Origin of the sequence: Microvirga sp., from assembly GCF_014699075.1 — a bacterium.
Lineage (GTDB): Bacteria > Pseudomonadota > Alphaproteobacteria > Rhizobiales > Beijerinckiaceae > Microvirga.
Window position 1 is genome coordinate 15,998 of the sequence record NZ_JACXAB010000002.1, and the last position, 26,367, is coordinate 42,364.

A 26,367-nucleotide genomic window follows, 5' to 3' on the forward strand; every position below is an offset into this window, starting at 1 on the left:
CGGCGTTCCGCGGTTTCCTCCTTTGAGGCTTGTCGAACGCCTGCCGCTCGTGCAGCAGCACCGTCCCGCCGCGGCAGGCATCCAACAAGCCTTAACAACTGAGACGAAGAGCCAGGTAGCCTGAATGTCCGCTCATCGTCCCTATTCGAACGTTGTTTCTCGTCGAGCGCATCCTCGCCCGCGCTAATCTGTGGAAGGACTTCGCCTCCAATTGCGGCAGCTCCGGTCGGACGAGCCCGCAGGCAGATGGGCTCTCTCAATGGTTTAGAGGACGCCTCTGAGGGAAACTTCGCATCTCTTCACACGAGGTCTGACCCATCGTAAAGCAAACAAGTGGCAGAGCCGCCGAAGCGTGTCGAGCTGGGTCTGGCCAACTGTGAGTTGAAGATGCCGGCCGGCGTCTCTCTTCAAGAGCAGAGCCCTCGATAGGATTCTACTCCACCTAGGACTAGCCTCGGGCCAGCTTCGTACCTTATCCCCTCACCGCATAGCGAGTCCTTGAGTCGCAAACTTCTGTTACATTATATTAGTCTGAGTTTTGATCTGAAATGCTTTTCCCGCAGCCGCCTAACGAGGCCGAGCGTCTCGCCGCTCTCCACAGCCTGGCCATTCTCGACACCCCATCTTCGCCTGCCATTGATCGCATCTGCCGCATCGCAAAACAGCTATTCGATGTTCCAATGGTTCACGTGACCCTGGCCGATGCCCATCGCTACTTCCTCAAGGCCAAGCCGGAAGGAATGTCGTTATCTGAGCTGCCCAGAGACTATGCGTTCTGTAACTACACGATTTTGCACGATGAGGTGTTCGTGGTGCCGGACGCAGTGGCGGACCGGACCTTTGTGAAGAACCCTTATGTGGTGGGGGAACCTCACATCAGGTTCTATGCCGGTGCTCCGCTAACGATCCGGCCGGGTATCCGGCTCGGTGCCCTGTGTGTCTCCGACCTGAAGCCGCGGGAGTTCAGTCCGCACCAAATGACGATGCTGCGCAGTTTGGCTCGGCTCGTCGTCGATGAGTTGTGGTTGCATCATCTGGAAGTGACCGGTCAGGCCGACACCCAACCGCTTCCGTCAGACACGAGAGGAACGCCCCTCGATTTCGAGACGTGGGTTCCCCCAACCAGCGCTCAGATCCGGGCCGCCCGAGGTCTCCTGAATTGGTCGACACGAGAGCTGGCAGACGCCGCCAATATCTCTCCCACCTCGGTCAAGCGTGTGGAGATCCACGGGGAAACCTCGGTCCGCCGCGACAGCTTGGAGGCCATTGTGCTGGCATTCCAGGAACAGGGCGTGAAATTCACCCGTGCGTCCGATGGTACGCTCGGCGTGGCCCAGACATCGTCCAGGGGAAGTGCACCAGTCTCAGACGAAGCGAGGGATCATTCGTCCTTAAGATAAACTGGGGATCAAGTTGGGAGGCGGTGAACGACATTGGTTCGCGACTCTGACATCGCTTCCCATCCGAGTTCGGCCAGGACGCCAAAGCGCTCCCGGTGATCGGCAGAGGCCCAGATCACCTCGAGCTGCCCACTGGTGTCCCGCATGGCAATGATCGCACCGTCCCAGCGGGTATGAATAAGCCCTGGTTCGGTGGAGCCGTAGCCTGTCTCCTCGCGCCAGACCATGCGGGCGATGGCGCACATGACCCCAAAAGCCTCATGCAGGCGCGAGATCCGATCCGGCTCGGTCTCTTCGTTGTGAGCCGATATCGCGGGGTATTGGTGCAGGCTGCTCATCGTCGTTGCGGCTCACGTCATCGGATCCAGAGGTTACTGGATCCTCTTGCCTTACGGCAGCTTTGAGGGAAAGGCCTAAGGTCCGCCAGCCGCAGGGTGCAATGGCGGAAGCCTCCTCACCCGCCGTTGCCAGGTAGATGAGGAGGCCTCCTGGCCTTGAAGGCAGTAGCTGCCCTCGCTCCAATAACCGAAAACTTGGCCTAGCGTTTCATCCGATCTGACTTGGTATCTTCAGCGGTGAGCATGATCCAAAGAAGAGCCCTTCGATCTGGTGATCAAGGGCCCAGGAGGAAGGTGTAGGTGAACAAAACCTTCAAGCCGCTAATCATGATGAGGTAGAAGGGTTTCAGCTTAACCACACATTTGTAGAGGAAGAGGCGTTTGCCTCGATTGGCTTAGCCCGGAGGGGCATACCCGTTTGGGAACCGCCATGGTTTAGCCTCGTTAATGCCACACCACGCCCACGCTTAGGCGACCTCCCTCGGACCAGACGGCAGCTTTGCCAGAAGGACCTACCTGCGAGCCGCAGGTGGAAGGGTGAAGCTTTGGTGGGGATCTGGTCTGACAAAAACAAGGGGATTCTGAACATGGACCAAGACATCGGCTATAGGACGCAATCCCTGCCTTCGACGCTGAATGCTCCCGCTTCAGTCACCACCTACCTGGTCTGCCAGAATACGCTGCTTCAGACGGGTGTCAGGTACATCCTGAAAGGCACCAGATTTGTGGTCGCGGACGATGGGCTCTCCGATGGGGAGAGCCCGGAGCTGGTTCTTCTCTGCGACAGCCCCCCGCAAGGCGCTGCTGTCGAAACGATCAAGCAATTGAAGGAGCAGTATCCGAGCGCCCGCGTGGTGGCTCTCAGTGACAACGTCGATCCTTGGACCGTTCGGGAACTCTGCACCGCCGGGCTCGACGGGCTGTGCCCGACAGGGATGCCCCAGGCCGCTGTGCTCGCGGCCTTGGAGTTGGTTATGCTGGGCGAGATGTTCCTGCCGATCTCGGTAAGCCTGGCTATGCTCGAGCAAGCCTCCTCTCCTGGAGCGCCGATGATGGCCGCTGCGAATGATCCTGCAGGACTGCCAGCCAAGTTCTCCGATCGCGAAACTCAGATCCTGAGGCTGCTCACGACGGGAGCCTCCAACAAGCTGATCGCCCGTGATCTTGGCGTGGCCGAGGCTACGGTGAAAGTGCACGTCAAGGCGATCTTGCGGAAGGCGAAAGCTGCCAATCGTACCCAGGCTGCCATGTGGGCAACCCAGCATTTTGGCCTGCAAGCCGATGCCGGATACGCCAAGGTCGTGGGCTGACGCGCTCCATACGGGCCATAAAAACGAAGTCGCATGAAAAGGGGCCCGCTCCGCGGGGGAGGGGCCCTAAGATTGATGCCGTTGTTCTTGAGAGAGGAACGGCGATCCTTTTCCAGACGGTCGAACAGGAGCGAACGACCCGTCAGATAGGCAAACGACGGGTGATCCGGCCTATTCCAGCGTGGCCGGAAAGAAAAAAGATCGATTGATGTCGGGCCTCCACCTTCGCGCCTGACAGACCAAGCGGGGCCGGCAAACACATACAGTCACGCTGAAACCTAACCCGAAAGGGTGAGTTCCCCTTCACATATGTGAACAGGGGCAATGCAGGGACATCCATGAGAACGATGCCATGCAGCAGAGCAACAGACAGCAGTGGGCAAGACAGATTCCAGAAAGCCTGAACTTTTCCCAGGAGCAGGTAACCTTCATTCTGGGGCACTCCCTGCGCAGCCAGTACGACGCCATCCTCGCAGCTGACCTCCCGGACCGGCTGAAAGCTCTTGTGCAAGAGCTTGAGAACAAGCAGAGAGCGGCGTCAGACGCCGGCTAAGCTGCACCTTCAGCAATCATGGAATGAGTAGATGGCCGGAAACACGGTGACCCGGGCAGACCTGTGCAATGCGGTCTACGACGCCTCAGGCCTGCCCCGGCATGAAGCCTCCGCGCTGGTGGAGCAGGTACTGTTAGAGATCAGTGACGCCTGCGTCAGAGGGGAAAGTGTCAAACTATCCGGTTTCGGCACGTTCACGGTCCGAAATAAAGCTGAACGCGTAGGCCGCAATCCGAAGACAGGTGTCGAGGTGCCAATCGAACCACGGCGGGCGCTCACATTCAGCCCGTCTCCCGTACTGAAGAACCACGTCAACGGAACGTCCTAAGCGTTCGCAGGCCGAAAAAGAAAAGGGCCGCGCCCGGTCTTTTGACCGTGTTCGCGACCCGTCTGCCCCCGCAGTTGCCCCTACGGTAAGTACGTAAAACTGTTGTTGTTTTTGAAATCGACGCTTGAAAATGTGCCGTGCTTCAATGCACCGGAAGATGAACCAGTCGGTTACTTGGCGCAATAAGGGAAAACCGAAAGCTTGGCCGTGAGCAGACTACGTATTCTCTTAACGTAATTCGAGAACATTGCAGCAAACATAACGAGAACATAATCCACTCTACTGACTAGAAGCCTATCTAAAGTTCCCTTTGCTCAGCTTGGTCATAAGTTGCATCGGCGTTTACGTTGCGGAACACGGACCTCTTTGCTATCGCCCCAGAGGCGTTACCTCCAATGGGTAGAACACGTCTAAGGGTCGGGGCAGCATTCCAACGATGGCCATCAGCAGTTTCAGCAGCAGCATCCCTGGGCCTGCCAACACCAATCGGGTGGCTGCGGTTCGGGATCTGCACATACTCGACACTCCTCCCGAGGATGTCTTCGACGATGCCGTTCTGATCGCCGCGCAGGCCTGTCAGGCCCCCATGGGATCCATCGGCTTCATGGCTGAGGGCCGGCACTGGTTCAAGGCCAGGATCGGCTTCGATGCCGCCGAGATACCGGCGGACCTCTCAATTTGCGCCTACACGATCCAACAGCCGGACCTGACAGTTATCCCCGATCTCAGGGAGCATCCGGAGTTTCGCCACAACCCGTTTGTCACGGAAGAGCCGCAGCTGCGCTTCTACGCCGGCATCGCCCTTCGGGATGGGAACGGTGTTCCTGTTGGGACTCTGACCGTTGTAGATCGTGAGCCCCGCCCGGAAGGGCTCTCCCAGGTGCAGGAGCGAACCCTGCTGGCGCTGGCCCGCTCCATTCAGCGCGAGATGAAGTTGCGCAAAGCCGAGCGCGAACTCGCTGAGAAGACCGAGATGCTGGATCGGCTGCATGCCAGCTCTGAGGACTGCATCAAGGTTCTCGATCTGGAGGGCCGCCTGCGCTTCATGAGCGAAGGCGGTTGCAGGGCCATGGAGGTGGGAGCCTTTGCTGATATCGAGGGCTGCGACTGGCTCGACTTCTGGACAGGACCAACGGCTGATGACGCCCGCAGGGCTGTACTTCGGGCCAAGCTCGGCGACACCGGGCGCTTTCGCGGCTTCTGCCCAACGCTCGCCGGCACCCCGAAGTGGTGGGACGTGATGGTCACGCCGATCCTGGGCAGCGACGGCAAACCGGATGGGTTGCTGGCCATCTCCCGTGACATCACAGGGCTGCAGCACGTCGAGGAGAGCCTGCGCCAGAGCGAGGAGCGGCTGCGCCTGGCGATCGAGACCACCGGCCTCGGGATCTGGGATCTGAACGTGCTGACGGGCGAGCGGCAGTGGAGCGCCGAGGCCCGGGAGTTGTTTGGCTTTGCACCAGACACCGTGATTACCCAGGACCTTGTCCTTGAGTGCATTCATCCTGAGGATCGGGAGGACATCATACAAACTGCCTACACTAATCAACTAGGCGACAGTCTGATCTTCACCAACACGTTTCGGATCATCCGGGCTGATACTGGCCAAGAGCGCTGGATCACATCCGTCGGGCACACGCTCGTCGACAAGGATGGGCGGCCAACCCGTAGGCTTGGCATCGCCCAGGATGTCACCCACCATGTAGAGGCCGAAGTAGCCCTGCGTGGCAGCCAAGACGATCTGCTCCGGCAGACCGCTCACCTGCAATCGATCCTGGCGACTGTGCCGGACGCAATGGTGGTGTCGAATGAGAAGGGGATCATCACCTCGTTCAGCGCCGCCGCTGTGAAGATGTTCGGTTACGAGCCTGAGGAGATCATCGGCACCAGCGTCAAGTTCCTGATGCCGGTGCCGTACCGCGACAACCACGAAGGCTTCATGCACCGCTACCGGCAGACCGGCGAGCGTCGGATCACGGAAAGCGGCCGTGTGGCAGTTGCCCAGCGCAAGGACGGCTCGACCTTCCCGATGGAGGTGCATCTCGGCGAGATGGAGTCAGGGGGGAAGCTCTTCTTTACTGCCTTTATCCGCGACTTGACCGACCGGCAGTATACGGAAAAGCGCATGCAGGAGTTGCAATCCGAGTTGGCTTACATGTCCCGGCTCTCCGCCATGGGTGAGATGGGATCAACCCTGGCGCACGAGGTCAATCAGCCGCTGACTGCGATCACAGGCTACCTGAAGGGCTGCGGCATGATCCTGGACCGGATGGACGGCGAGTACGTTCCGATGCTCAGGCAGGGGATGGAGGGAGCCGCGGAGGAGGCTCTGCGCGCGGGAGAGGTGATCCGGCACCTGCGGGCGTTTGTGGCCCGTGGGGAAACGGATCAAGAAGTCGAGGATCTGCGCAAGCTGATCGAAGAGGCGAGTGCGCTTGCGCTCGCTGGCGCCAAGGACAAGGGCATCAAAGTTGACTTCGATCTTCCTCATGAGAGCCCCAAGGTGCTCGTGAGCCGGGTGCAGATCCAGCAGGTTCTGCTCAATCTGGTTCGCAACGCCATGGAGGCGATGCAGGACGTGGAGGAGCGCGATCTGAACATCAAGGCAGAGGTGGAAGACCAGGGGTCGATGGTCCGCCTGAGCGTCAAAGACACCGGGACCGGCCTGGCGCCTTCTGTCCAAGAACGGCTGTTCACCCCGTTTACGACCACGAAGCAGACCGGCATGGGCGTAGGCCTGTCGATCTGCCGGACGATCATCGAGGCGCATGGCGGAAAGATCTGGGCTGACTCGGCGCCTGGGGAAGGGACCACGTTTTACTTCACCTTGAAGGTGGTTCGGGAAGAGGAGCTTGCCGAGGCGGCAGAGGAGTAATCTCGCAGAGCAGGCACCACTGCGAAGGCCCTGAAACTGTCACAAACCCGAGTAGGCTGACGAATACGGCCTTGCCCTGTCTCAGCTCGCACTGACACAGTACCCCGAGGCCGCGACGCCGACCGGCCGTGCGGTCTCTTGTGCTCGCTGCGAGCAACCGCTCAAGGTGACCCGACCGGTCGGCGTCACCCAATCCCAAACAGAAAAATGGCCGCTGGAAACCAGCGGCCCGAGTTTGGGAGGAAGTTGTCCAGAGGGCCATCCCGAAGGGCGATCTCCCGGATGGAAGGACAGCTTGTTTTACGCTCACTGGCTTGCAGGAAGCTTGCTCTGCTTAGGTTTCAAGCGGCGACAGCGCAGTTACGGCCGTTGGCTTTGGCCTCGTAGAGCGCTCCGTCAGCCCGGTCGAGCATGTCCTGAACCGTCTCGCCTGGGATCATCCCATCGGCCATGCCGATGCTACAGCCTACCCGAACGGCCTTGCCGGCAAGCAGCATCGGCTCATTGACGGCCTTAATCAGTCGCTCAGCGATCTCCTGAAGCCCAGGAGCCGATGTGCCAGCTTCCGTATGCACGATAATGACAAACTCGTCGCCGCCGATGCGAGCAACCACATCGTTGCTACGCAGACAGGAGAGCATGCGGGCGCTGACCTGTTTCAGCACAATGTCACCGGCATGATGCCCCAAGCTGTCATTGATCGGCTTGAACTTGTCGAGGTCGAGGCTCAGGAGGGCAAAGTCAGGGACAGGAGCATCGGTGACGAGCTTCCCCAGGTACTCGTCGAACATGCGTCGGTTGGGCAGTCCGGTGAGCGTGTCGTGGTAGGCGGCGTCTTCCATCTTCGACAAGGCATTTTGAGTCTTGTCGAGGGACGCGACCAAGTCTCGAAGCGATGTCGAGAGATCAGCCACCTCCGCCGCCCCACGGAGCTGAGGAATCTCGACACCCGGTTCACCCTGCCGCAGACGCACAGCAGCGTCGGCAATGGCATGCAGGGGCCGGGTAATCAGGCCGGCGGCGAACCAGGCGAGTGCGCTGAACAGCGCTGCAAAGCCGACACCCCACAGGAAGATCTCACGGCTGGCATCGTCCGCATTCTCGTAGGCCGCTGCAAGTGGCTGACGGGCGAGGATCGTCCACCCGAGGCCGGAGTAGTCAGCCTGTCCAGCACCGCGGGAATAGCCGGTGAGGTATCGCTGTCCATCGGGCCACGTCTCAATGACCCAGCCGGATCCTTTGGACTGAGCCAGTTTGAGGCTCTCAACCGGCAGCGGCCGTCCAATGGTGTTTGCGGACCCGAGAAGCACAGTGCCGTCGGCGCCGACGATAAAGGTCTCCAGTCCGAGCCTCTCTTGGGCCGGGCGGAGAAGTCTATCCTGCACCTCTCGGGCCCAGCCCCAGGAGAAATGGGCGGCCAAGACCCCAAGAGTTCTGCCGGTGCTGTCCTGAATGGGGGTTGCCACGTCGACGAACTTCATCGGCTCGCCGGTCGGGTTCGGCAGAAGCTTTGCGAGCAGTACGGCCTCGTGCACGTCACCGATGAAGTGCCCTTTGACGCCTTCCTGGAAGACAGGGCGGGAGGAGACGTTGGCGCCGAGCAGGATCCGACCGCTGGAGGCGGTGACAATGCCATCCGTGTTGACGGTGCCGATCCAGGCCAGAGTGGGGTCCTTCAGTTGCAACTCATCGACGACCTTCTGGGCCTCAGACCAATCCCGGACGGCGCTAATCTTGGCCAGCACGCCGACCTGGCGGGAGCGGGATGCCATGTCGGCGTCCAGCTTGTCGGCCATCTGAAAGGCTGTTTCAGACAAGGCTCGACCAATTTCGCGCTCGAAGTGGCGCTCGGACCGAGCTCCCACAACGATGCTCATCGTGCTGGCCATAGCGATGACGAGGGCTGCGCCGGAAACGGCAACGATGGTTCTTAAATTCAAACGCTTCAACATCACTGATTCAATTCAGGGCTTCTCGTCGGCCCGTTACAACTTTCAAATCCACAGAGCTTCGCTTTTGCGACCTCATACAATCCGCTATGCCATCTTCTCAAGTAACTCCATAGGGAACGGTTAAGACAGCGGGCATTCATAGGCCGCGTTGGAACCATCGTCGGAACAAATCAACAACCAAGTTCGCCCTTGCTCTTGAAAAACGCGAATCATGGACTCTATTCTGTTTTCAGTCGCCTTAACTCGGCAGACCTTCCCGATAGCCGTGCGGGGCTGGCGGTCCGTTTACCACCTCTTCGTCGTTCAAAAGTCAGTCTGAACCGGTGTACATGCATCGGGGCAGGAGTTCAGGAGTCTCTCTTTTGACCACGCTGAAGCAATTCGAAGAAGCCCTGCGCGCCCAAGGCATGAATATGGCCCTGGCCATTCTCGAGAAGATGCGCAAGGAAGACAAGAAGACGAGGTCGATCGCACCGGCTCGTCGGGTGTCCGGGCGCAAGATGACCCCGGAGCTCGCCCGCAAAATCCTCGAGCTTCATGGCACTACGGACATGACCCAGCAGGAGATCGCCTTCCAGCTCGGGGTCAATCAGGGCAGGGTAAACGAGGTCCTGAAGCGAGGGAAATGGCTGACCGAAGATCCGCAATCTGAGGAAGCCCAGGCGCGTGATAAGGCGATGGCTCGCATGAAGAGGATACAGTCGGAAGACACACCTATCCCGCGCAAGCAGCCGGTTGCTGCGAATGCCGAGGAAGCGCCAAAGAAGCCGAAGCCGAAAACGCGCAACACTGCACAGCTGTCGATCGAAGATTTTCTATGATCCTGAACGACTAAATGGAATTTTGTATCAGCGGGAGCCTGCCCCGCTGGTGACGATCAGGTCGAGCCGCTCCAGATCCGTATGGTGCATCAGCAGCACGCCGTTCTTGTGCGCGAGCTGGTGCGCGGACTTCGTGTAGACTGAGTTCGTGACCACCACCGCATAAGGTGCATCCTGGAAAGCTGCGGCGGCATAGGCCTCCTGAACAGCCTTGTTGCCGACAGTGCCGTTGTAAAACTTGCACTGGATGACCACCCGTCTGCCATCCTTTTCCGCAATGATGTCGGCGCCCTGGTCACCTGATCCGGGAGTGAGCGCTGCATGCCAGCCCGCCTCCTGCAGGACTTCCCGGCAGTAGAGCTCAAACTCCCTGCCGGTCATCGCCTCATCGAATTCGATCGCTGGATTGGCCGGCTGGTGTCTGTCAACGATCCGGTTAATGCGCGTTCTGAGGCGGCCGGCGTGCCTCTTTGGGTCTTGTGCTAGGAGATGCTCGATCTTCCTGCGCTGAAACTCTGGCAGAAGCGTCTTCTTGATGAAGGTATTGAGGTGCTTCTCCCAGGCCTCTTCGGAGATGTTCCCATACTCGTCGGGCGAAAGCATATGGGCACGTTTAGTCGCGAGAGTGCGGACATGCTTCAGCGCTGCCCGATCCGTCAGATCATGGATCAGCAGAACAGAGTGAACCCTAGTCAGACGCAAGAACAGAAGCACCGCGAGCCCGGCCCAGGCAGCTACGGGGTGCAAATATAAGCCCACGCTGAATAGGAGGAGCAGCACAGCGCTGAACGCCTTATGCCTCCAGAGGTAACGAAACATTCCCTTGACCGCGCCAAATGCCGATCATCACCATGATCATCGAGCATTCTCCATAGCTGAGCGCGGTTACCGGCAGCTTCGTACCGAGCTAAAGCGAGCGGAACTCACAGGAATATTTCGGCTTCTACTGTTTGGTGATGCGCGTGCGGTCGAGGATCTGGCCGGCGAACTCTCTCAACTCTTCTGCTGTGCTCGTCTCGTCCCTCTGGATGACGAAGAGGCCAGTATGGAGCAGGATCATCAACTCCCGAGCCTGCCGTGCTTCACCGTCGCCAGCCGGCATGACTTCTGCCATCTTGGCTCTCATGATAGCGGCATCGCGATCGACGATTTCCATAAGACGGGTGGTCACGGCGTCTCCTTCCAGTGGCGGGCGGTAAAGTTTGGATTTCAGCTTAAATACCCCACCTCGGGCAATTGGTAGATCCAAGTGCAGGAAGGTCCAGTCACTCTGGCTTGATCCCGAGCGCAATGCAGTAGCCGTAATACGCATGTTCCCCTGCCTTATGGTAGATATCTGCGATCTCCATCTTCTTGCGCCGGTCGAGGGCGAAACGGGAGCCGGTGCGCTGCAGGCGAAGGTAGGCGATCGGGCAGGCGTCGAGTTTGACGGTCTGCTGCAGCCGGGGGAACTCCTCGGTGGACATGTCTTCTGAGTAGCCGTCCCGGCCCATGAACATCACGAACACTTTGCGGTGCTCGTTGATGAACCGCTCGTCACTGAGAAATGCAGGGGGCGATGTCTCTGTCATCAGGGATCTCCATTGCGGCAGGCACAATGAAAAAAGCCGCCCCGAAACGGAGCGGCTCATTGTGAAGGCGGAGCAATCCGCAAACGTGAGAGGGCTTAGACCTGCAGGTTCGTCGCGGATTCTTTTCCCGAGCGACGGTCCTGCTCAACCTCGTAGGAGATCTTCTGCCCGTCCTGCAGGCTGCGGAGGCCTGCGCGCTCCACGGCTGAAATATGAACGAATACGTCCTTGCCGCCATTATCCGGCTGGATGAAGCCGTATCCCTTGGTTTCGTTGAACCACTTTACCGTGCCAGTCGCCATTCTTGTCCCGAGTCCCTAGTCGTTTCCTCTGGCAGAACGTCATGTCCCACCCACCCAGTGACGTCATCGCCACCCAAGGGAGGCTAGTTGGGCAGGGCAACCGTGGCAATAAAGAGGCAAGATCAGCATTAACGCTTCTTCGGATGCCGCGGCTGCTCCTTACCGGTGACCTCGGCCCAGAACTGATCGGCCCGGCCTTCGAACGTGTTCGGGCCCCGGCTGTCGCTCTGATAAAACTGGCCCGGTGCGATGCCCGGAGCATATTCCTGCTCTACCCAGCCTCTCGCATCATCGTGGGGGAAGACGTAGCCACCATAGCCGTGAAGCGTTTTCGCGCTCGCATAGTGAGTGTCGCGCAGATGCAGCGGTACCGGGATCGGCGGCGCGGATTGCACATAGGCCATAGCCTGACCGATGCCACGGCAGACTGAATTAGATTTGGGAGCCCGGCAAATATGCAGGGCTGCATGTGCCAAGACGATCTGAGCTTCCGGATAGCCAATGTGCTGCACGGCATGCAGCGCTGCCACAGCCGTCTGCAGAGCGGTGTTATCGGCAAGACCTACGTCCTCTGACGCATGGATCATGATCCGCCGAGCGATGAACCGCGGATCTTCCCCGGCATGGATCAACTTTGCGAGCCAGTAGAGTGTCGCATCGGGATCACTGCCCCTCATTGCCTTCAAGAAGGCGCTCACGGAGTCGTAGTGCTGATCCGCGTTCCGATCATACAAAACCGGGGATGCCTGAAACAGATCTGCGACCATCTCTCCCGTGATCGCGAGCGTGGAGCCGACAGCCGCATTCGCCGCCAATCGGTCCATTGCCGTAAGAACGCGCCTGGCATCGCCGCCCGCATGGGCGGTGAGCTGTGCCAGAGCTGCTTCCTCGACATCAACTGTGATCCCCTTATCTTTGAAATGCGCAACGGCACGAGCCACGACGTCCTTCATGTCCTCGACCGTCAGCGGCTCAAGCCGGAAGACTGTCATGCGTGACACGAGGGCAGGGGTGAGAACGAAACTTGGATTTCCGGTCGTGGCACCAATCAGGTCAAACACACCGTCCTCGACGAGGCCGAGAAGATAATCGCTCTGACTGCTGCTGAAGCGATGCACCTCATCGGCAAAGACCAGGAGGTCGCGAACCTGAGCTTCCTTCCCAAGTTCCTTGATGTCGGAAACGTTGTTGTGCGCGGGATGGAGTTCCCGAAACTCTTTCCCGATCTCATTCCCAATCGCCCTGGCGACCGTGGTCTTACCGGTGCCTGGCGGGCCCCACATCAGCAACGCGCCCACCCGTCCGGAAGCCACGATGTTCCGCAGCACCGTGCCGGGGGCGAGGAGGTGGCGCTGCCCGATGATGTCGTCGAGGCGTGTGGGCCGTATCTGAGCGGCAAGGGGCTTGGGGCGGTTGCGCGCCGTGGCCGTCTGAAAGAGATCGCTCATGGGGAACCTAAGGGATGTCGTTGGCCGACTTTTGGCACTACAAGGGAGCCAGAAATATAGTGATTTGATGCCGTAAATTCATCGTCGATCCAAGGCTCTGCGGCATTCTATCGTTAGACCTCCCCAGCATTGTTCAAGAATGCCGGTAACCGTCTGTCTCAATGCCAATGAACATGCCGTGCCAGGTGCCGCCAAGGAGGTGATCGAGCGAATGGAGCCGAAACCTTTTGCGAAATGCTCGATAGCTCGGGCTTCCGTCTGGGGAGCGCTGGAAGAGCTCATGCACGGACTTGATCTGGGCGCGGGTCGGGCGAGCGCAATGCATAGATGTCACCTTGGAAGAAGGATTGGAATGCAGGGGTGGATCAATCTTTGAGGATGCCGGCGGCCGACAGGACAGCCTTGGCCTCGTCGGTGAAGAGGAAGTCGATCCTCTGCTCTTCGGTCATCAGACCCCAGGCCGCGCGCAGCAGGTCCTGCAGATCCCCGACCTCGTGGTCGCCTTCGCTCACTTCTCCATGGACGAATGCCGCATGGGTATAGGTGTCCACGTCACTGACATCGGAGAGAGTGAAGGGGCGCTCTGCGTCATCCTTGTCCGTCATGATCTGGTAAAAGAATGCCTTCGCCGGGAGACCGTCTCCCTCGTCGAACACGTTGACGATCTTTCCCTCGATGGCGAGGGTGAAGGCGATGCCTTGCCGATCCCCCAGACGCTCAATGCGATCGATAATCGCGAGCGCGCCGACCGGGAAGGTGAGCTCGTTGTCGTCAGCGTCGAGGCCGCTCGTTTCAACAAGCATCTGCACGACTTCGCCGGTCTTGAAGCCGAAGGCCTCCTGCAGTTCTGTGTTCATGTCAGGCCTCCTCAGCAGGGATGACCGTGACCGACCAGCTTTCCAGCATGGCATGGTCGTCGTGATCCGGGGTGATCGCCCCCTCAGCTGCGAAGTGGGAAATCGCGTTGTGCACGCTCATGCGGATATGGTGACCGTCGACGCTGCCTTGCCCGAATAAGAGGTCGACGGCAAGGCGGAGAGTTTGCCCATCTGGCTTCGGCTCGACCTGGATATCGGCGGTTGGCTCACCCTCGTTTTCTGCGTCGGCAATGCTCTGGAGAAATTGAGCGCACTCGGCGTTGAGTCCGCTGCCGTTGATAAAGCGGCGCAGGAGCCCGAGGGTTACATCGGGGGTCCAGCCCTGATTTTCGACCACAATGTCAATTGCATCCATGGTGTCGTCTTCACTTTTTATGGGGTTTGAAGGGGTGGAGTAGGTCAGCAGAAGAAAGGGCTGCCACTGGAAGATGACAGCCTCATCGAAGTGTTAACCATTGGCTTACCATGCCGGACACTTGTCTGGCCCAGATGTGAACGGATGCCACAATCGGTCATTAACCACACCGATGCGTTCAGTGAGGTTGCGTACATGACCCAGATCCATTCACTTTTGAACCGCCCGGCTACGAGAGAGAAAGCCGCTCCGAAGTCCTTCCGCCAACGAGTTCTGGTCGTAGAGGATGAGTTGATTATCGGTGAGATTGCCGCCGAGGCGCTGACGGACGCCGGATTTGAGGTCTTCACAGCCTCCAGCGCGGAGGAGGCAGAGATCATCCTGTCGGATGTGTCGGTCGATGTGCTGTTCAGCGACGTGGATCTTGGCGGCCGGGACGGGTTCGACCTGGCCCAATCGGCTCTGTCCGTTCAGCCACTCCTGTCGGTCGTTTTCACGTCTGGGCGGTCGCGGACATTCCACGGAATGTGTACGTCCGTAGGAGTGCCGTTCCTTGCAAAGCCCTACCGGCTGCCGGAGCTTGTTGAGATGATCGAGAGGGTTCTCGATCGAGATCCTCCCCAGTAGCGCCAGAACGGTGGCCGGGAGGATTCTGTCCCGGGCGGTGCAATCAGCTTTACGAGTGGTCGTCCTCTTCTGCCGTCTCGGCTAAGATCCTTGCGGCAAGGGCAGGGCGGTTTTCCACCAGCCAGCCACCCGCGGGAGCCTCTTCGATATTCACCTTGATAGGGGCTGCGGTGCCATTCGGGGGCTCCGGGAGCTTCATCTCCGCAAGGAATGAAGCCGCCTGCGGATTGCAGCTCCCAATATAGCGGATTAGCTCGTCCGTCGCCGTTGAGCCGCCCCAGCCTGCTGTGGCCAGAGCAAAGATCTCGTCATCTGAGGCCTTTGCGAACCAAGGCGTTGCATCGAAGGAGAGTTTGAGGATGCCATCATTGCTGCGGAGTGATGCGTTAATCATTGAAATGCCTCCTAGCCGACTAGAGCCCACTTGCCGCCCATCGGCAGATTCAGAACCAGTTTTTCGTAAGCGTAGAACAGGGTCTTGGATGACTGATCACCCCAACCATCCTCATTGGACCAGAACTCACCGGCTTCGTTGACGATGGCCCATGTGGTCTTGTCAGCCAGGGCTTCCTGGTGATCGGAGATCCGCTTGAACTCGACCGGGGCATTCTCTCTCAGCCAGTCGAGGATGCCTTGATGATAGGTGCTCCCGTTCTGGGCTTGAGTGCAGACGTGGACCCAGGCGGCTGCATCGCCAGAGAAAATTGCCATGGCGTCATCGCGCTCCAGCCGGGCGGTCTCGGTTTCGAGGCCGCTGCATTCCGAAATCCGCCAGCCCTCCGTCTCGGCCTGTGCCATATCAGGCAGCGTATTCCATTTCGCACCCGGAGCGCCCTTTCCCAGCGGCTCTATGACTATGTCAGTGGCGATTGCTGCCCCAACCTCAATCCCCTCGCTGAGGCACAGCTCCTCCCAATCTCCAAAATATTCGATGCGGTCGTCCTTACCCTCAATTTGCAGGAGAAAGGCCTCTTCATGTTCGTCCTGAGCCTCGATCTTCGACCATCCGATTGCTCGGGCGGCGGTCTCGAAGCGCTCGTCCATCTCCGCTCCCGAAAAAAGGGTCCAGTCGTCTTTTATCGCCTCCTCACCCGAACCATAGGTGTAGACACTGACTCCTTCGTCCTGGCGCTTGATGAGGAGGGACAGGCCTTCGGCTCTGATCGTGATCTGATCGCCGGACTTGAGCAGGGTGGTTGTGAGGGCGAGCGTCGTTTCTGTCGTCATAATTGACCTGTCGTTTAGGCGGCTTGGGGAATGGTCGCGTAGAAGAAGGGGGCGTTTGTCTCGGCGTCGTCGCGGGCCTGGCGCGTGACGGCGCAGCGGATGTTATGCAGGGCAGGGAAGTAGCTTCCGGCTTCCGGCCATCGACGGCCGTTCGGGCCGATAATTGCGAAACCATGCCCCTTGGCATCGACCTCAACGTCGAAGTTTGGCGGCAGAAAACCTTTGGTACAGTCCTTCAATCGCTCTGGCTTGCCGTGCTCTGAACAGGCGCCGTCACCCCATTGGCCATTCGCCTCGATCAGCAAGGCTGCATTGTAGGGCTCTGTCTTGAGCTTCTTAAGCGCCAGGAGGGCACCAGTGGCGGCCTGCGGGCCGTCTTCACCGGGCTCCGGGAGCCGGTAGGTGGTGGCTGGGAGCGGGAGCTTGCCCTTGTGCTGTTTCCTGCGCTCGGCAAGCAGGGCCGCGAAGGTTTCTTCTGAGGATCCCTTTCGACTGGAACAGCCCGACATAAATCCGGTTTCGCTGATGAAGGGCTTGCCTGGGTCGATCGCGTAGAAACACATCCATCGGTCCGGCGTGCAGATCGCCCGGATGCCGTCGATCTCAAGAATCCGCGGGCTTGTGTCTTCAACGGGCTCCAGCCTTTCGGCCCATGGTTTTGGTTCAGCGTCATCGGAACGGGCTTTGACGGGTTCTCGGAAAGAGAAGACCGCATCCTTCACGGCATCTTTGACCGCCTGCGGGACCGTGGGTTGGGGCGCGAACAGCGCATCGAAGTCGAACGCCATCTGGCTGGCGCCCAGAGAGTTTCGGGACATGGCTATATCCGTGTCGATAAGATGGAGGGGAGGAACTACGAGGCCGTGACGGCGAACCGAAGCGGACCGTCAGGAATGACTCGGCCTCCCGGGTGCTGAGAGGCAACGTCGGTCGCCTGAAGGCTGCATTTGAGCCCTTTGAGAACGAGGTGCGTCCCGTCGGGAAGCCGGTCGCCCGGTTTGATCTTGCGCCAGCCGGGAATCTCTCCAGTTGCCTGCTGTGCCTCGGCCGAGCGGCGGTAAAGCGTTTCGACAATGGCACGGAAGCGGCTCTTATCGATGCCTTTCCCGTATACCTGCGAACGGCAGATGTTGGCATCGGCGCTCAGGTGTTCTGGCTCATGGCCGACGCTGGCGATGATCTCGAGCTTCGGGTCCAGCGTCTTCGAGGAGGCTGCACCAAGAAAGTGGAGGCGGCTGGGACGGGTTTCGCGAATGAATTCCCGGAGTTCGTCAGGGGTCACCGATTTCTCGTTGGAGGGAATCCCCGCTATGAAGCTTCTACCATCGAGAACTTCGATGATACGATCGAAGGCCTGCGTCAGCGTCAGCGCTCCAACCTGAATCGGGATGATCGGCCTGGATTGGTTCTGCTCAATCTCTTCGAGGATCCAAGCCCGATAGCGCTCCACAAGGGCGAGGCTTGCAGCCTGGTCGCCGACGACATCCGGCATCACAAACAGCGGCCGAGGGTAATCCGGATCGTCTGGAGTGGCGGATCCTTCGATTCCGCTATCGCCGTTGAGGTAGTAGGCAATGGTTGCCTTGATGGCCTCATAGCGCAGCCACACGCGTTGAAAATCAATTGTCTGGCAGGACGCAAGCAGCTTTTCTGTCTCGTCAGCAAAGAGATCGTGGACGATCCCTTTCAGCTGGGAAGGATTGCGTAGACTGCGTTTGAACTCGCTGAATGCCCCAGAATCGACGAAGATCTGGGTTTTGCCGATGACCACGGCCTCGGCAATTGCCTCGACGGCGGTGCTCGACAATTCTCCAGCCTCGACCCCGATCCCGCGGGATCTGAGGTTGTTCCAGGCGAAGGTCCCGGCATCAAGGTCGCCAATGCGGCTCATGCCAGACGCGAAGATTACGAGTTTCTGCTTGAGAACCTGCAGCAGGGCCTCAGCCCCGAGAGGAGCCTCGTTGTCGTTGCCGGGCGGAAGAGCCGGCGCCGGGCAATCGCCAATCACCGGAGGCAGGATCGTGGGTGGGGTAGCCACGACAGGGGCAGCAATGAAGACGTCGAAGTCGAACGCCGTCTGCAGGAGGGTTGCGAGATTCCGTGACATCGGGAGCCTGGTGAGGGGGAGGGAAGGGGCTGGGCCCCTACCAGGAGCCTCGCGTGATCACGCGGCGAGCCGTATCGATCCAGTCCTGGTCGCCATAGCCGCAGTAGCCTGCGATGACGGTGGCTCCAGCCGGCGGGGTGGCATCCTTGTCGAGCAGCCTGATCTCGTCGCCGTAGCGATTGAGGAGCCGCTCATCGTAGAACACCGAGGTCTCGCCCTGAGTGACGCTCATCCGGTGTCGCTCGATCCGGACCTTGGAAGGGTCGAAATCGGGCAGGGGGCGTTTGGCATCGTTGATCACCTCGGCCCATGCTTCGGTAGCGGTGTAGCGACCGATGATGCTCCCTGCAGCGTCCTTGATCGTATGCCGCCCATCGGCGCTGGTCAGGCCATCGCGCTTGTGGGAGAGCCCCCGAGTTGCAAGAGCCTCATTGAGGGTTGGTTCACCGATCAGCTCGACTTCCAAGTCGTCCCCAAGATGCCTGACACGGAACCTGTATCCCTCATGATGGAACTCCACCCAGGGGTCGTCCCCACTCAGGGTCGCTGCATCGAATACGGCCTGGGTAGCCTTGGCTCGGACGGTTTCGCGGCCTTGGGGCCCGAGGCGGTCATGGAGCTTTGCCCGCATCGTCAGGAAAGGGTTGTCCGCCCGTCCAGTGATCTGTTCTTGAAACATGCTGTACGCCTTCTGGGAATGCCACCGGGTCAGTCGAGGGAGGAAAGCTGGGAGGTATCGATGCCGAGGGCGTGGAGGCGTGCATCCAGGTCCTGGACCCGGGTTTGAAACCTCCCCCGCAGGGCAGAGAAAACGGCATGGAGATCATCGCCGGTCTCAATCACAAGCTCACAGGTTTGGTCTTCCGCATCCGGCGTGAAGATCTGAACCCGTGAGCCGATGGTGAGCGATCCCGCGATCTCATCGTGGTGAGCGATGATGGCGCCACGCTGGGCGAGTGCCTCTGCGGCGGTTTGGACAGATTGGGGCGTCATGAAAACACCTCGTTGGCGAGAGGGTGGGATGGATCAGTGCTCGTAAACCGGGAGCACGTTTGGGTCCGGATCGGCCTCGTTGTCGTAGAGGACGTAATCGGCACCGAGCTCGCGGGCCTTCTTCATGGCCTCGACGATTTCCGGCGGGCACTTGGGGTAGGCCTTCAGGTCAGCCTCATGGGGGGCATAGACCAGCCAGCCGTGCTGGGTGACTCCGCCGGAAAACGGCAGTTCCTCGTTCTCGAGCGTATTTAGATGCGCAAGCGTTTCTGGCCGCAGGTGCGCGGTGGACAGATCCAAGAAGGCGCGCAGCGGGTATTCCACCGCCGGTTTGAACACAGGGTCGGTCATCAAGGTTTCCTGGGGTTTTGAATTGTCGCTCTCAGCCAATCAGGGCTTTGGGAGATGCAGACCTTCGCTGAGGAACACTCAACTCAGCGGAAAAAGAAAAGGCGAGGGGCCTTTGAAGACCCCTCGCCCAATAGTCAGGTCGGCTCTATGCGAAGCGTAAGCCGAGCAGGCGATCGTCTCGATGCTCAGTAGTCGACAAAGTTCTCGTATCTGCCGCTGATCGAGAACGGCAGGCCGCAGGGAGTGCCTGAGTTCTTGCTCACTGAGACAACCCCGCCGCCGGATGGCGCGATCTCAATTGGCTGACCACTCGGGAAAGCGCCCTTGAGCCGCTTACCGTCCCGCGTCAGCTGCGCTGTGACCTTGCATAGCGTCTTGCGCGTAATCAGACCATCGGGGCTGCGCCCCTGCTGCTCTGCCTCGAAGACAGCAGTGTAGGACTTGCCGCCGGCGACAGGATCGATTTCCAGGCTGCAGGATACGTTCTTCGCGCAGACCCCCTCATTTCCCGAGTACCCGCCCGCAAACGGATCTCTCGCGAGAGCAGGTGAGGCGGTGAGCGCGAGGGTGGTCAATGCCAACGTTGCCAAACCGACGGCGACAAAGGACTTCTTCATTGAGCGATGCTCCAGGATTCGAATTGAAATGCGGGTTCCGGGACTTATCAGTACGCTCCGATCGTTTGTCGAGGCAGGCCCCAGTAGGAAGTGGTGGAAAGGTTACCGTCGGGTACTTCGTCCTACGCGGCAGCCTCAATAGGGCCGAGCCATTCGTCCGAAACCGCGAGACCCATAGTGGTCGTGGGCCAAAAGCGCCCGTCCTGACCCAGGTAGGAGAAATGCTGCTCGTAGCCGGGATCGGAGCCTAGCCCCTCCCGAGACCCCAGGAAGATGACCTCAGCCCCGGCGGGAAGCTCGATCCGGTTATTGGTGATTCCGCCACTGGGCAGGGTCACGTACTGCAGGAGGCGTGAACCCTCCTTCTTAACCCGGTAGGTGGCCCCTTTGACCAGGGGAAGGCTTACAGGGGGGCTGGGCTGCTCCTGTGGCAGGCTCTGTTCGGGGGCTGGCCCCAGGAGACGCTTTGCAGCGTTGGCATGCTCGCCATTGAGAGCCACCAGTGCCTTCAGGAAGGTGGGAGCCAGATCCGGCCATTCCTGCTCAACGCTGTCCCGGACATCGGCGATCGATTGCCCCTGCGTGCCATGCACGGCCATCACATCGAAGACAAACTCCTGCAGGACCGCTTCGGCCGTGATGACCAGTGCCGCGGATCGAGGGACAGACCTTAAAGCTGGGAAAACCAGTGTTAGGTCGAACCTGCGTACGATGTCCTCGACTGTTGCAGCGGTGAGCGCAGAAAGCGCACCCTGCCGCACATGGTTTGCGGACGTCCCAAGATCGCCGTCTGGCTCTTTGCTCGCCCGGTACAGGGCATAGAACGTGCCATCGTCGCCATTGAGCGTAATCACAACCGCATGGTCATTGTTGAGCCAGCGGTCGAAATCCTCATAGGGTGGGTAGTTGTGGTAGTTGGCGAAGCCGGCAGCCTCCAGAACGGCCCGGGCCTTCTTGAGATCGTCTTCATGCATTGGCGGTCTCCTCCTGCATGGCTTCGCCTTCGGAACCCCAGTCGCCCTCAGGATCGAACTGATCCAGGGCGTCCGGGCAGGGCTGCCCTTCAAAGGCCGGATTGAACGGAGCGCAGGTGCCTGCGAAGGCTACTCCCTCAGCGGAGGCATCCCCTGCAATGACGCCGAGCTTGTCGGCGATCGCAGCAGCCATCGTCGAACCGATGGCTTCGAGTTGGCCAGCCCACATATCAGCGTCAGGGAGGCCAATTTCCTTAGCGCAATCGAGCATTTCGTCGAGGTTCAAGAGCTTGGTCATTGGCTGGACTCCGTCCCGGTGGGACCGATGAGGTGGGGTTCTTCGACGTCGCCCTCGAAGATCGGCATCAGGAGATACCGGGCGGCATCCCCGAGCTTCTCCAAGGCGCCAATCGCATAGGCGGGCGTCATGATCTGGAAGGATGTGAGATTGAGTGGGTCGTCCTCGTCACCCTGGATGTTGACGCCGGAACGATCGGCGAGCTGGAAGCCAAGGAGCTTCGGGCCCTCACTGGACGCGCTGCCACGGGCAGGGTGCTGGGCTGGCGTGTTCACGGGGTTAGTCCTTCTTGTTTTGCCGTCTGCAGGGCGCTGGCTGCCCTCTTAATCGGATGGTCCTCGGGCAACCGCCCGCACTTCGAGGCGCTGCCGATTTCGTCGACTGCCCAGAGACGAAGCATGGTCAAAGCCTCAACGAGCTCTTGTGCGGTTACGCGGGAGCACGGGCTTCCCGCGATGAACTCCTCGGACAGTCGATAGGGGACGGGCCCCTGGAGAACCGGATCGAGGTTGAACTTGTTGTCCGACAGCTTGCCGCCCGGGCGGATGCCCGCAACGAAGGTGGCGCTTGGATCCCACGATTCGAGTTTGTAGTGATCGACCCGTTTGCCGTCGGCCAGACGGATGGCGGCCTCTCCCGCCTTCAAAGGGCTTGCGCCTTTGGTCACGAGGGTTTGCACGTTCCACGCGTCGTAGAACGCCACCGAGACTGTGTAGGTGTCCATAGGTGCGCCTCCTGGCGCTCTGCTGCCTTGGAAATTCAGGGGTTTTTGAGGGGATACATCCGACTTCTCACCTGGCTCCCGGATAGGATTCCAGCTCTTTCCTGCAAGTAAGGGCCAATAGGTGGCCGCCCTGGGCGGCGGTAACCATGCCGCTGGCTGCTCCCGCGTTTTATTTCGGATAATGCCTATTTATTGCCGACAGAAGAATCCGGATTGGGTAACAGCGTGGTCTCAGAACCAGGAGTTTCTCAAATCATGAACATTCATCTGAAGAGCTTCGTTGCCGCCGCCGCTCTGGCCCTCGTGAGCTCGTCCAGCTTTGCCGCGGACCTCGGGCTGCCTTCCTTCGGGACGATCTTCCAGGCTCCCGTGCAGTCCGCAAAGTCCGGGTTCGTCTGGAAGGGCGTTTACATCGGTGGCAATGCCGGTCTTGCCTACGGCGAGGCTCAGGGTCACTTCGGAAGTGACACCCAGGTATCGTCTCTTGGCGACTGGGTGCGTCCCAAGGACGATTATCAGACCTTCACGGGCGGTGGTCAGGTCGGCTTCAACTGGCAATCCGGCCTTTTCGTCTTCGGTCTCGAGGGCGACTTGAGCTCCCTTGCTGATACCGAAACGATGGTCGTGCCGCGCACGGTGGACCTAGGAAATGGCGCAGTGGCCACCGGAACCGTTTCGATCGAGAACCGCGTTGAGTGGCTGGGCACCGTCCGGGGACGTCTTGGTGTGGCAGCGGACCGCTTCTTTGTCTATGGCACCGGTGGCCTTGCCATTGGCGAAGTGCAAAACAGCGCAGCGGTCGATTCCGTGACAACCGCCAATGGTGTCTTTGTCGATTCCGGCTCGCTGGCCGGCAGTGAGACCGAAACGCGCACGGGCTGGACTGTCGGTGCAGGTGCCGAATATGCCATCACCAACAACCTGACGGGCAAACTCGAATATCTTTATTACGATCTGGGCACATCCAAGTACGATACCCCCGATCTGGAGACCGGTGTTGCTGATTTCTATGTGCGCAGCAAGACGGAAGGCAACGTCGTCCGCGCGGGCTTGAACTTCAAGTGGTGACCTGCCGGCATGGCGTGACGTCGATCGAAGGCCGGACTGTGTCCGGCCTTTTTGCTGAATGACCCGTAAGCTCTTGCGCGGACCTGCTCAAATGCTTCCTCTGTTTGCAGCGACAATCTTTCTCTCCGCTTTCCTTCTGTTTGGCGTGCAGCCGATGTTCACAAAGATGGTGCTGCCGATCCTTGGCGGTTCGCCATCGGTCTGGAGCATCGCCATGGTGTTCTTCCAAGCGCTCCTGTTGGCGGGTTACGCCTATGCGAACCTGCTCGCCTCGCGGCTGCGGTCGGGTGTAGCCATTGCCGTCCATGTGAGCGTGATGCTGGCTGCCATGACCAGTCTCCCGATCTCCGTTGTTGCTTTTGGCGATACTGACCCTTCTGGAGCAGAGGCTTTCTGGCTGTTGGGTGTCTTCACGGCCTCGGTCGGGCTTCCATTCTTTGCCCTCTCGGCCAACGGCCCGCTTCTACAGGTATGGTTCAGCCGCTTAGGCGGCAAGCGTGCATCCGACCCCTATTTTCTGTATGCGGCGTCTAATGCCGGATCGTTCCTGGCGCTGCTGGCCTATCCGCTCCTGATCGAGCCGTGGCTCCGGCTGGGAGCGCAAAGCCTCTTGTGGGCCTCGCTTTACGGTGTCCTGGGTATGGCGATCGCCATCTGCGGCTTTTTCCTGATCCGCCGGAGCCGGAACGTCCCTGCTGCACATCCCATTGCAGGGGAGGGCTCCAACCGGCGGGTGACGTGGCAGGACCGGGCGTCCTGGGCGGCGTTTGCCTTCGTGCCGTCGGGCCTTCTGGTTGCGGTGACGGCCCACATCGCGACAGATGTCGCGTCAGCGCCGTTCCTGTGGGTTGCACCGCTTGCCCTATTCCTGCTCACCTTCATCGTTGTTTTCCGGGAAAATTCGTTCGCATCATCCAACTGGTTCAAGGCAACTCAGGTAATCGCTACGGCTTTCGTATTCCTGGTGCTGCTGAAGGGCGCGGAGACGTTGGCCCTGGTGACTGTCCATCTGTCCCTGTTTTTCATCAACGCTCTGGTTTGCCATCGAGCTCTCTATGAGCGCCGGCCGGATGCCCGCAACCTGACCTCGTTTTATCTCTGGATGTCGGCGGGTGGCGTCATGGGTGGGATCTTCAGCGGCCTCATGGCTCCTGTCCTGTTCTCCGGCATCCTCGAGTATCCGATCCTCCTGGTCGCGGCTCTGGCAGCCGGTCGCGGGATCACATGGGAGAGGGTCGTGTCCAAGGAAGCCCTCCCTGGACTTGCTGCGGGCGGCCTCTTGGTCCTCTGCGGCGTGCTGATGCTCGCGACAGATCTAGCTCGCCCGGGTATCCTGTTCCTGACCGGGGTGCTGTTGATCATTCTTATGATCGTGAGCTGGCGTCGGGCGATTGGAACTGTGATGATCGCAACCGCTTGCGCTCTGACGGTAACTGTGTTTGCCGATCTGGTGGTGGGTTCAACGTCCTACCGGTCGTTCTTTGGGGTGAATAAGGTCTATGAATCCCCTGACGGCCAGTTCCGCTACATCCGGCATGGCAGCACGATCCATGGAGCCATGAGGATCCGGACGGCCGACGGACAGCCGGTAACAGGCAGGCCGGAGCCGCTGACCTATTACACGCCGTTCGGATCGAATGCGTTGGGCATTGATGGAGTGCGGCAGGCTCGTGGCGGTCGTCTGGACCGGGTCGCAGCAGTTGGCTTAGGAAGCGGGAGCATCGCTTGTTCTATCCGGGATGGGGAGGACTGGACCTTCTTTGAGATCGATCCCGTGGTAACCCGGATCGCCACCAATCCCGCCCTATTTTCATTCATGTCGTCGTGCGCTCCCAAGGCTCCTGTTGTCCACGGCGATGCACGGCTGACGCTTCAGAAAGCCGAGAAGCCGTTCGACGTGATTTTCCTCGACGCCTTCTCGTCTGACTCAGTCCCTGCCCACCTGCTGACGGTTGAGGCGTTGCAGTCCTACAGCGATCGGCTTTGGCCGGACGGTGCCATCGTGATGCATATCTCAAACCGGCATCTTGATCTGCGCGCGATTGTGGCACGAGCTGCGGCGGAGGTGGGGATGGTAACGTACGCTGGAGCAACGGAAAGCTCCGGTGAGGGAGGAGCGGCCAGTGTGACACTGGTGATTGCGCGCCAGGCGGAGGACATCGGCCGGATTGCTGGAACATGGACGTTGATCCAGCCGGATATGGAGCGTTCCCCTTGGACCGACGATTATTCCAACATTCTTGAGGGCATCCGGGATGCGTGGCTTGGTCCGAAGGTCGATGGAGTTCTCATCAAGCCGGTCCAGAGCGTGGACGCCCGCAACTGATCCTGGGACTTGCGCAGCCGGAAAAGAAAAGGCGGCGGTGGAAATCACCGCCGCCTTTCGCATTGGGACAGATCGGAATCCTAACCCATCAGGAATTCAGAAGTCTCTGACTGGTACTCAAAACATTCTCGCATGCATCGAGATCAAACCAGTCGTCTCGATCTCTGATCCGACTTTCCATGTCGATCCAGAATTGCTGGCCCGCACAAACCTGCTGGATTGATGGAAGCACTCTGCCGATCGTGTCTGGGCCAAGGCCACCGGCGAAGCCGCAGGTTTTACCCTCAATGGGCGGAAACCAGTCGGAGGTTTCGATCCCGCGGCCTCCGGAAGTATCGAATAGAACCTGGTGATTTGGCGCCTTAATCCCTAGCGACACTCCCTCATTGGCCCGATGCTCCTGCGTGATGACAGGAATGGACAGGGAACGGATAGCGGCGTCCAGTTCCGTGAGGGAAAACTTTGCCCTCCGAAATGCAAAATTTAGTTGAATCCGCGATACGCCCGGATGCGTGGCGAGCCGGAAACTCTCGCAATCTCTTTCTTCTGAATTCTGGGAAACCGCTGCCCGAATGAATTCTGGCACGGCCCTTCCACACAGGTGGATGGCCCATTGCATAGGTCCGGCGTCCAGCATGGATTGAATTTCTGCGAACGTGGGGAAGCGCTTCTGGCGGCCTGAGCGCTCTGGTGAGAAAAGTATTCCGAACTCGGCTTCGGGGAACTTGTCCGCCAGATCTCTCAGACGAGTAGAACTGGTGTTTTGGTCGACGCCGGTGAGGGTACAACAGATCATGGTCATGAGCTTCTCCTTTTGGCGTCGGCTGGCTCTTGAGGCCACGCGACGACTGGGCATTATTCCTGGCTTAGGAGCAAGCTTGTGATTGATATCCTGAAGCAATTTCCGGCAGATCCTTACGGTCG

Annotated in this window: 31 protein-coding genes; 9 read left to right on the forward strand and 22 right to left on the reverse strand. The window is 59.5% G+C overall.

Annotated features, from left to right (window positions below):
• The first annotated feature begins 548 nt into the window (after window positions 1-548).
• A complete protein-coding gene (locus tag IC232_RS03120; RefSeq protein WP_190843455.1) occupies window positions 549-1,400 on the forward strand; it encodes a GAF domain-containing protein in 852 nt (283 codons plus the stop codon).
• A gap of 8 nt (window positions 1,401-1,408) precedes the next feature.
• Here the strand turns inward: IC232_RS03120 and IC232_RS03125 are convergent, their stop codons facing one another.
• Window positions 1,409-1,738, reverse strand: a complete 330-nt coding sequence (locus tag IC232_RS03125; RefSeq protein WP_190843456.1) for a hypothetical protein — start codon at window positions 1,736-1,738, stop codon at window positions 1,409-1,411.
• A 587-nt stretch (window positions 1,739-2,325) separates the two neighbouring features.
• On the opposite strand from IC232_RS03125, the gene IC232_RS32035 reads away from it, so the two are divergent.
• From IC232_RS32035 to IC232_RS03145, 4 genes are all read left to right on the forward strand, one after another.
• Entirely contained in the window at window positions 2,326-3,048 is a 723-nt protein-coding gene (locus tag IC232_RS32035) for a LuxR C-terminal-related transcriptional regulator (RefSeq protein ID WP_210335221.1), read from the forward strand.
• Between the two features lie 352 nt (window positions 3,049-3,400).
• Window positions 3,401-3,601 carry a NepR family anti-sigma factor gene (locus IC232_RS03135; RefSeq protein WP_190843457.1) on the forward strand — a complete coding sequence of 67 codons (201 nt, stop codon included), beginning with the start codon at window positions 3,401-3,403 and terminating at the stop codon, window positions 3,599-3,601.
• A 31-nt stretch (window positions 3,602-3,632) separates the two neighbouring features.
• Window positions 3,633-3,929: an integration host factor subunit alpha gene (locus IC232_RS03140; RefSeq protein ID WP_190843458.1), complete on the forward strand. Its 297-nt coding sequence runs from the start codon at window positions 3,633-3,635 to the stop codon at window positions 3,927-3,929.
• A gap of 436 nt (window positions 3,930-4,365) precedes the next feature.
• Window positions 4,366-6,804 carry a PAS domain S-box protein gene (locus tag IC232_RS03145; RefSeq protein WP_190843459.1) on the forward strand — a complete coding sequence of 813 codons (2,439 nt, stop codon included), beginning with the start codon at window positions 4,366-4,368 and terminating at the stop codon, window positions 6,802-6,804.
• A gap of 341 nt (window positions 6,805-7,145) precedes the next feature.
• On the opposite strand, the gene IC232_RS03150 is transcribed toward IC232_RS03145, so the two are convergent.
• Window positions 7,146-8,756: a diguanylate cyclase domain-containing protein gene (locus IC232_RS03150; RefSeq protein ID WP_190843460.1), complete on the reverse strand. Its 1,611-nt coding sequence runs from the start codon at window positions 8,754-8,756 to the stop codon at window positions 7,146-7,148.
• A 362-nt stretch (window positions 8,757-9,118) separates the two neighbouring features.
• On the opposite strand from IC232_RS03150, the gene IC232_RS03155 reads away from it, so the two are divergent.
• Window positions 9,119-9,577, forward strand: a complete 459-nt coding sequence (locus IC232_RS03155; protein ID WP_190843461.1) for an RNA polymerase subunit sigma-70 — start codon at window positions 9,119-9,121, stop codon at window positions 9,575-9,577.
• A gap of 27 nt (window positions 9,578-9,604) precedes the next feature.
• Here IC232_RS03155 and IC232_RS03160 read toward each other — a convergent pair whose 3' ends face one another.
• The 7 genes from IC232_RS03160 to IC232_RS03190 form a co-directional block, all read right to left on the reverse strand.
• Window positions 9,605-10,324 (reverse strand): restriction endonuclease, encoded by a 720-nt coding sequence (locus tag IC232_RS03160; protein WP_190843462.1) that lies wholly within the window; start codon window positions 10,322-10,324, stop codon window positions 9,605-9,607.
• 196 nt (window positions 10,325-10,520) lie between these two features.
• Window positions 10,521-10,748, reverse strand: a complete 228-nt coding sequence (locus tag IC232_RS03165; protein ID WP_190843463.1) for a hypothetical protein — start codon at window positions 10,746-10,748, stop codon at window positions 10,521-10,523.
• Window positions 10,749-10,842: 94 nt separating this feature from the next.
• On the reverse strand, window positions 10,843-11,148 hold the full coding sequence (locus tag IC232_RS03170) for a hypothetical protein (RefSeq protein ID WP_190843464.1): 306 nt from the start codon (window positions 11,146-11,148) through the stop codon (window positions 10,843-10,845).
• A gap of 95 nt (window positions 11,149-11,243) precedes the next feature.
• On the reverse strand, window positions 11,244-11,450 hold the full coding sequence (locus tag IC232_RS03175) for a cold-shock protein (protein WP_190843465.1): 207 nt from the start codon (window positions 11,448-11,450) through the stop codon (window positions 11,244-11,246).
• A gap of 128 nt (window positions 11,451-11,578) precedes the next feature.
• A complete protein-coding gene (locus IC232_RS03180) occupies window positions 11,579-12,898 on the reverse strand; it encodes a replication-associated recombination protein A (protein WP_190843466.1) in 1,320 nt (439 codons plus the stop codon).
• A 365-nt stretch (window positions 12,899-13,263) separates the two neighbouring features.
• Window positions 13,264-13,755: a hypothetical protein gene (locus tag IC232_RS03185; RefSeq protein WP_190843467.1), complete on the reverse strand. Its 492-nt coding sequence runs from the start codon at window positions 13,753-13,755 to the stop codon at window positions 13,264-13,266.
• Window position 13,756: 1 nt separating this feature from the next.
• Window positions 13,757-14,131, reverse strand: coding sequence for a hypothetical protein (locus IC232_RS03190; RefSeq protein ID WP_190843468.1), 375 nt, complete (start codon window positions 14,129-14,131; stop codon window positions 13,757-13,759).
• 195 nt (window positions 14,132-14,326) lie between these two features.
• Between IC232_RS03190 and IC232_RS03195 the strand changes: the two genes are divergently transcribed.
• Window positions 14,327-14,758 carry a response regulator gene (locus IC232_RS03195; RefSeq protein WP_190843469.1) on the forward strand — a complete coding sequence of 144 codons (432 nt, stop codon included), beginning with the start codon at window positions 14,327-14,329 and terminating at the stop codon, window positions 14,756-14,758.
• 49 nt (window positions 14,759-14,807) lie between these two features.
• On the opposite strand, the gene IC232_RS03200 is transcribed toward IC232_RS03195, so the two are convergent.
• The 12 genes from IC232_RS03200 to IC232_RS03255 all read right to left on the reverse strand — a co-directional run bounded on the left by IC232_RS03200 (window position 14,808) and on the right by IC232_RS03255 (window position 22,049).
• The gene (locus IC232_RS03200; RefSeq protein WP_190843470.1) at window positions 14,808-15,152 is read right to left on the reverse strand and encodes a hypothetical protein; all 345 of its coding nucleotides are present in this window, start codon (window positions 15,150-15,152) and stop codon (window positions 14,808-14,810) included.
• 11 nt (window positions 15,153-15,163) lie between these two features.
• On the reverse strand, window positions 15,164-15,985 hold the full coding sequence (locus IC232_RS03205) for a hypothetical protein (protein ID WP_190843471.1): 822 nt from the start codon (window positions 15,983-15,985) through the stop codon (window positions 15,164-15,166).
• Window positions 15,986-15,999: 14 nt separating this feature from the next.
• Entirely contained in the window at window positions 16,000-16,773 is a 774-nt protein-coding gene (locus IC232_RS03210) for a hypothetical protein (protein ID WP_190843472.1), read from the reverse strand.
• Window positions 16,774-16,838: 65 nt separating this feature from the next.
• A complete protein-coding gene (locus tag IC232_RS03215; RefSeq protein WP_190843473.1) occupies window positions 16,839-18,092 on the reverse strand; it encodes a hypothetical protein in 1,254 nt (417 codons plus the stop codon).
• A gap of 37 nt (window positions 18,093-18,129) precedes the next feature.
• Window positions 18,130-18,771, reverse strand: a complete 642-nt coding sequence (locus IC232_RS03220) for a hypothetical protein (RefSeq protein WP_190843474.1) — start codon at window positions 18,769-18,771, stop codon at window positions 18,130-18,132.
• Window positions 18,772-18,800: 29 nt separating this feature from the next.
• On the reverse strand, window positions 18,801-19,085 hold the full coding sequence (locus tag IC232_RS03225) for a hypothetical protein (RefSeq protein WP_190843475.1): 285 nt from the start codon (window positions 19,083-19,085) through the stop codon (window positions 18,801-18,803).
• Between the two features lie 33 nt (window positions 19,086-19,118).
• The gene (locus IC232_RS03230) at window positions 19,119-19,436 is read right to left on the reverse strand and encodes a hypothetical protein (protein ID WP_190843476.1); all 318 of its coding nucleotides are present in this window, start codon (window positions 19,434-19,436) and stop codon (window positions 19,119-19,121) included.
• A gap of 185 nt (window positions 19,437-19,621) precedes the next feature.
• Entirely contained in the window at window positions 19,622-20,053 is a 432-nt protein-coding gene (locus tag IC232_RS03235) for a hypothetical protein (protein ID WP_190843477.1), read from the reverse strand.
• 122 nt (window positions 20,054-20,175) lie between these two features.
• Window positions 20,176-21,027: a hypothetical protein gene (locus IC232_RS03240; RefSeq protein WP_190843478.1), complete on the reverse strand. Its 852-nt coding sequence runs from the start codon at window positions 21,025-21,027 to the stop codon at window positions 20,176-20,178.
• The gene (locus IC232_RS03245; protein ID WP_190843479.1) at window positions 21,020-21,325 is read right to left on the reverse strand and encodes a hypothetical protein; all 306 of its coding nucleotides are present in this window, start codon (window positions 21,323-21,325) and stop codon (window positions 21,020-21,022) included. Before IC232_RS03245 ends, IC232_RS03240 begins: the two co-directional genes overlap by 8 nt.
• Entirely contained in the window at window positions 21,322-21,600 is a 279-nt protein-coding gene (locus IC232_RS03250; RefSeq protein WP_190843480.1) for a hypothetical protein, read from the reverse strand. The genes IC232_RS03245 and IC232_RS03250 overlap by 4 nt, the downstream gene beginning before the upstream one ends.
• Window positions 21,597-22,049, reverse strand: a complete 453-nt coding sequence (locus tag IC232_RS03255; protein ID WP_190843481.1) for a hypothetical protein — start codon at window positions 22,047-22,049, stop codon at window positions 21,597-21,599. Before IC232_RS03255 ends, IC232_RS03250 begins: the two co-directional genes overlap by 4 nt.
• A 255-nt stretch (window positions 22,050-22,304) precedes the next feature.
• On the opposite strand from IC232_RS03255, the gene IC232_RS03260 reads away from it, so the two are divergent.
• A complete protein-coding gene (locus IC232_RS03260) occupies window positions 22,305-23,117 on the forward strand; it encodes an outer membrane protein (RefSeq protein WP_190843482.1) in 813 nt (270 codons plus the stop codon).
• Window positions 23,118-23,208: 91 nt separating this feature from the next.
• On the forward strand, window positions 23,209-25,443 hold the full coding sequence (locus IC232_RS03265; protein WP_190843483.1) for a fused MFS/spermidine synthase: 2,235 nt from the start codon (window positions 23,209-23,211) through the stop codon (window positions 25,441-25,443).
• An 88-nt stretch (window positions 25,444-25,531) separates the two neighbouring features.
• Here the strand turns inward: IC232_RS03265 and IC232_RS03270 are convergent, their stop codons facing one another.
• Entirely contained in the window at window positions 25,532-26,245 is a 714-nt protein-coding gene (locus tag IC232_RS03270) for a hypothetical protein (RefSeq protein WP_190843484.1), read from the reverse strand.
• Between the last annotated feature and the right edge of the window lie 122 nt (window positions 26,246-26,367).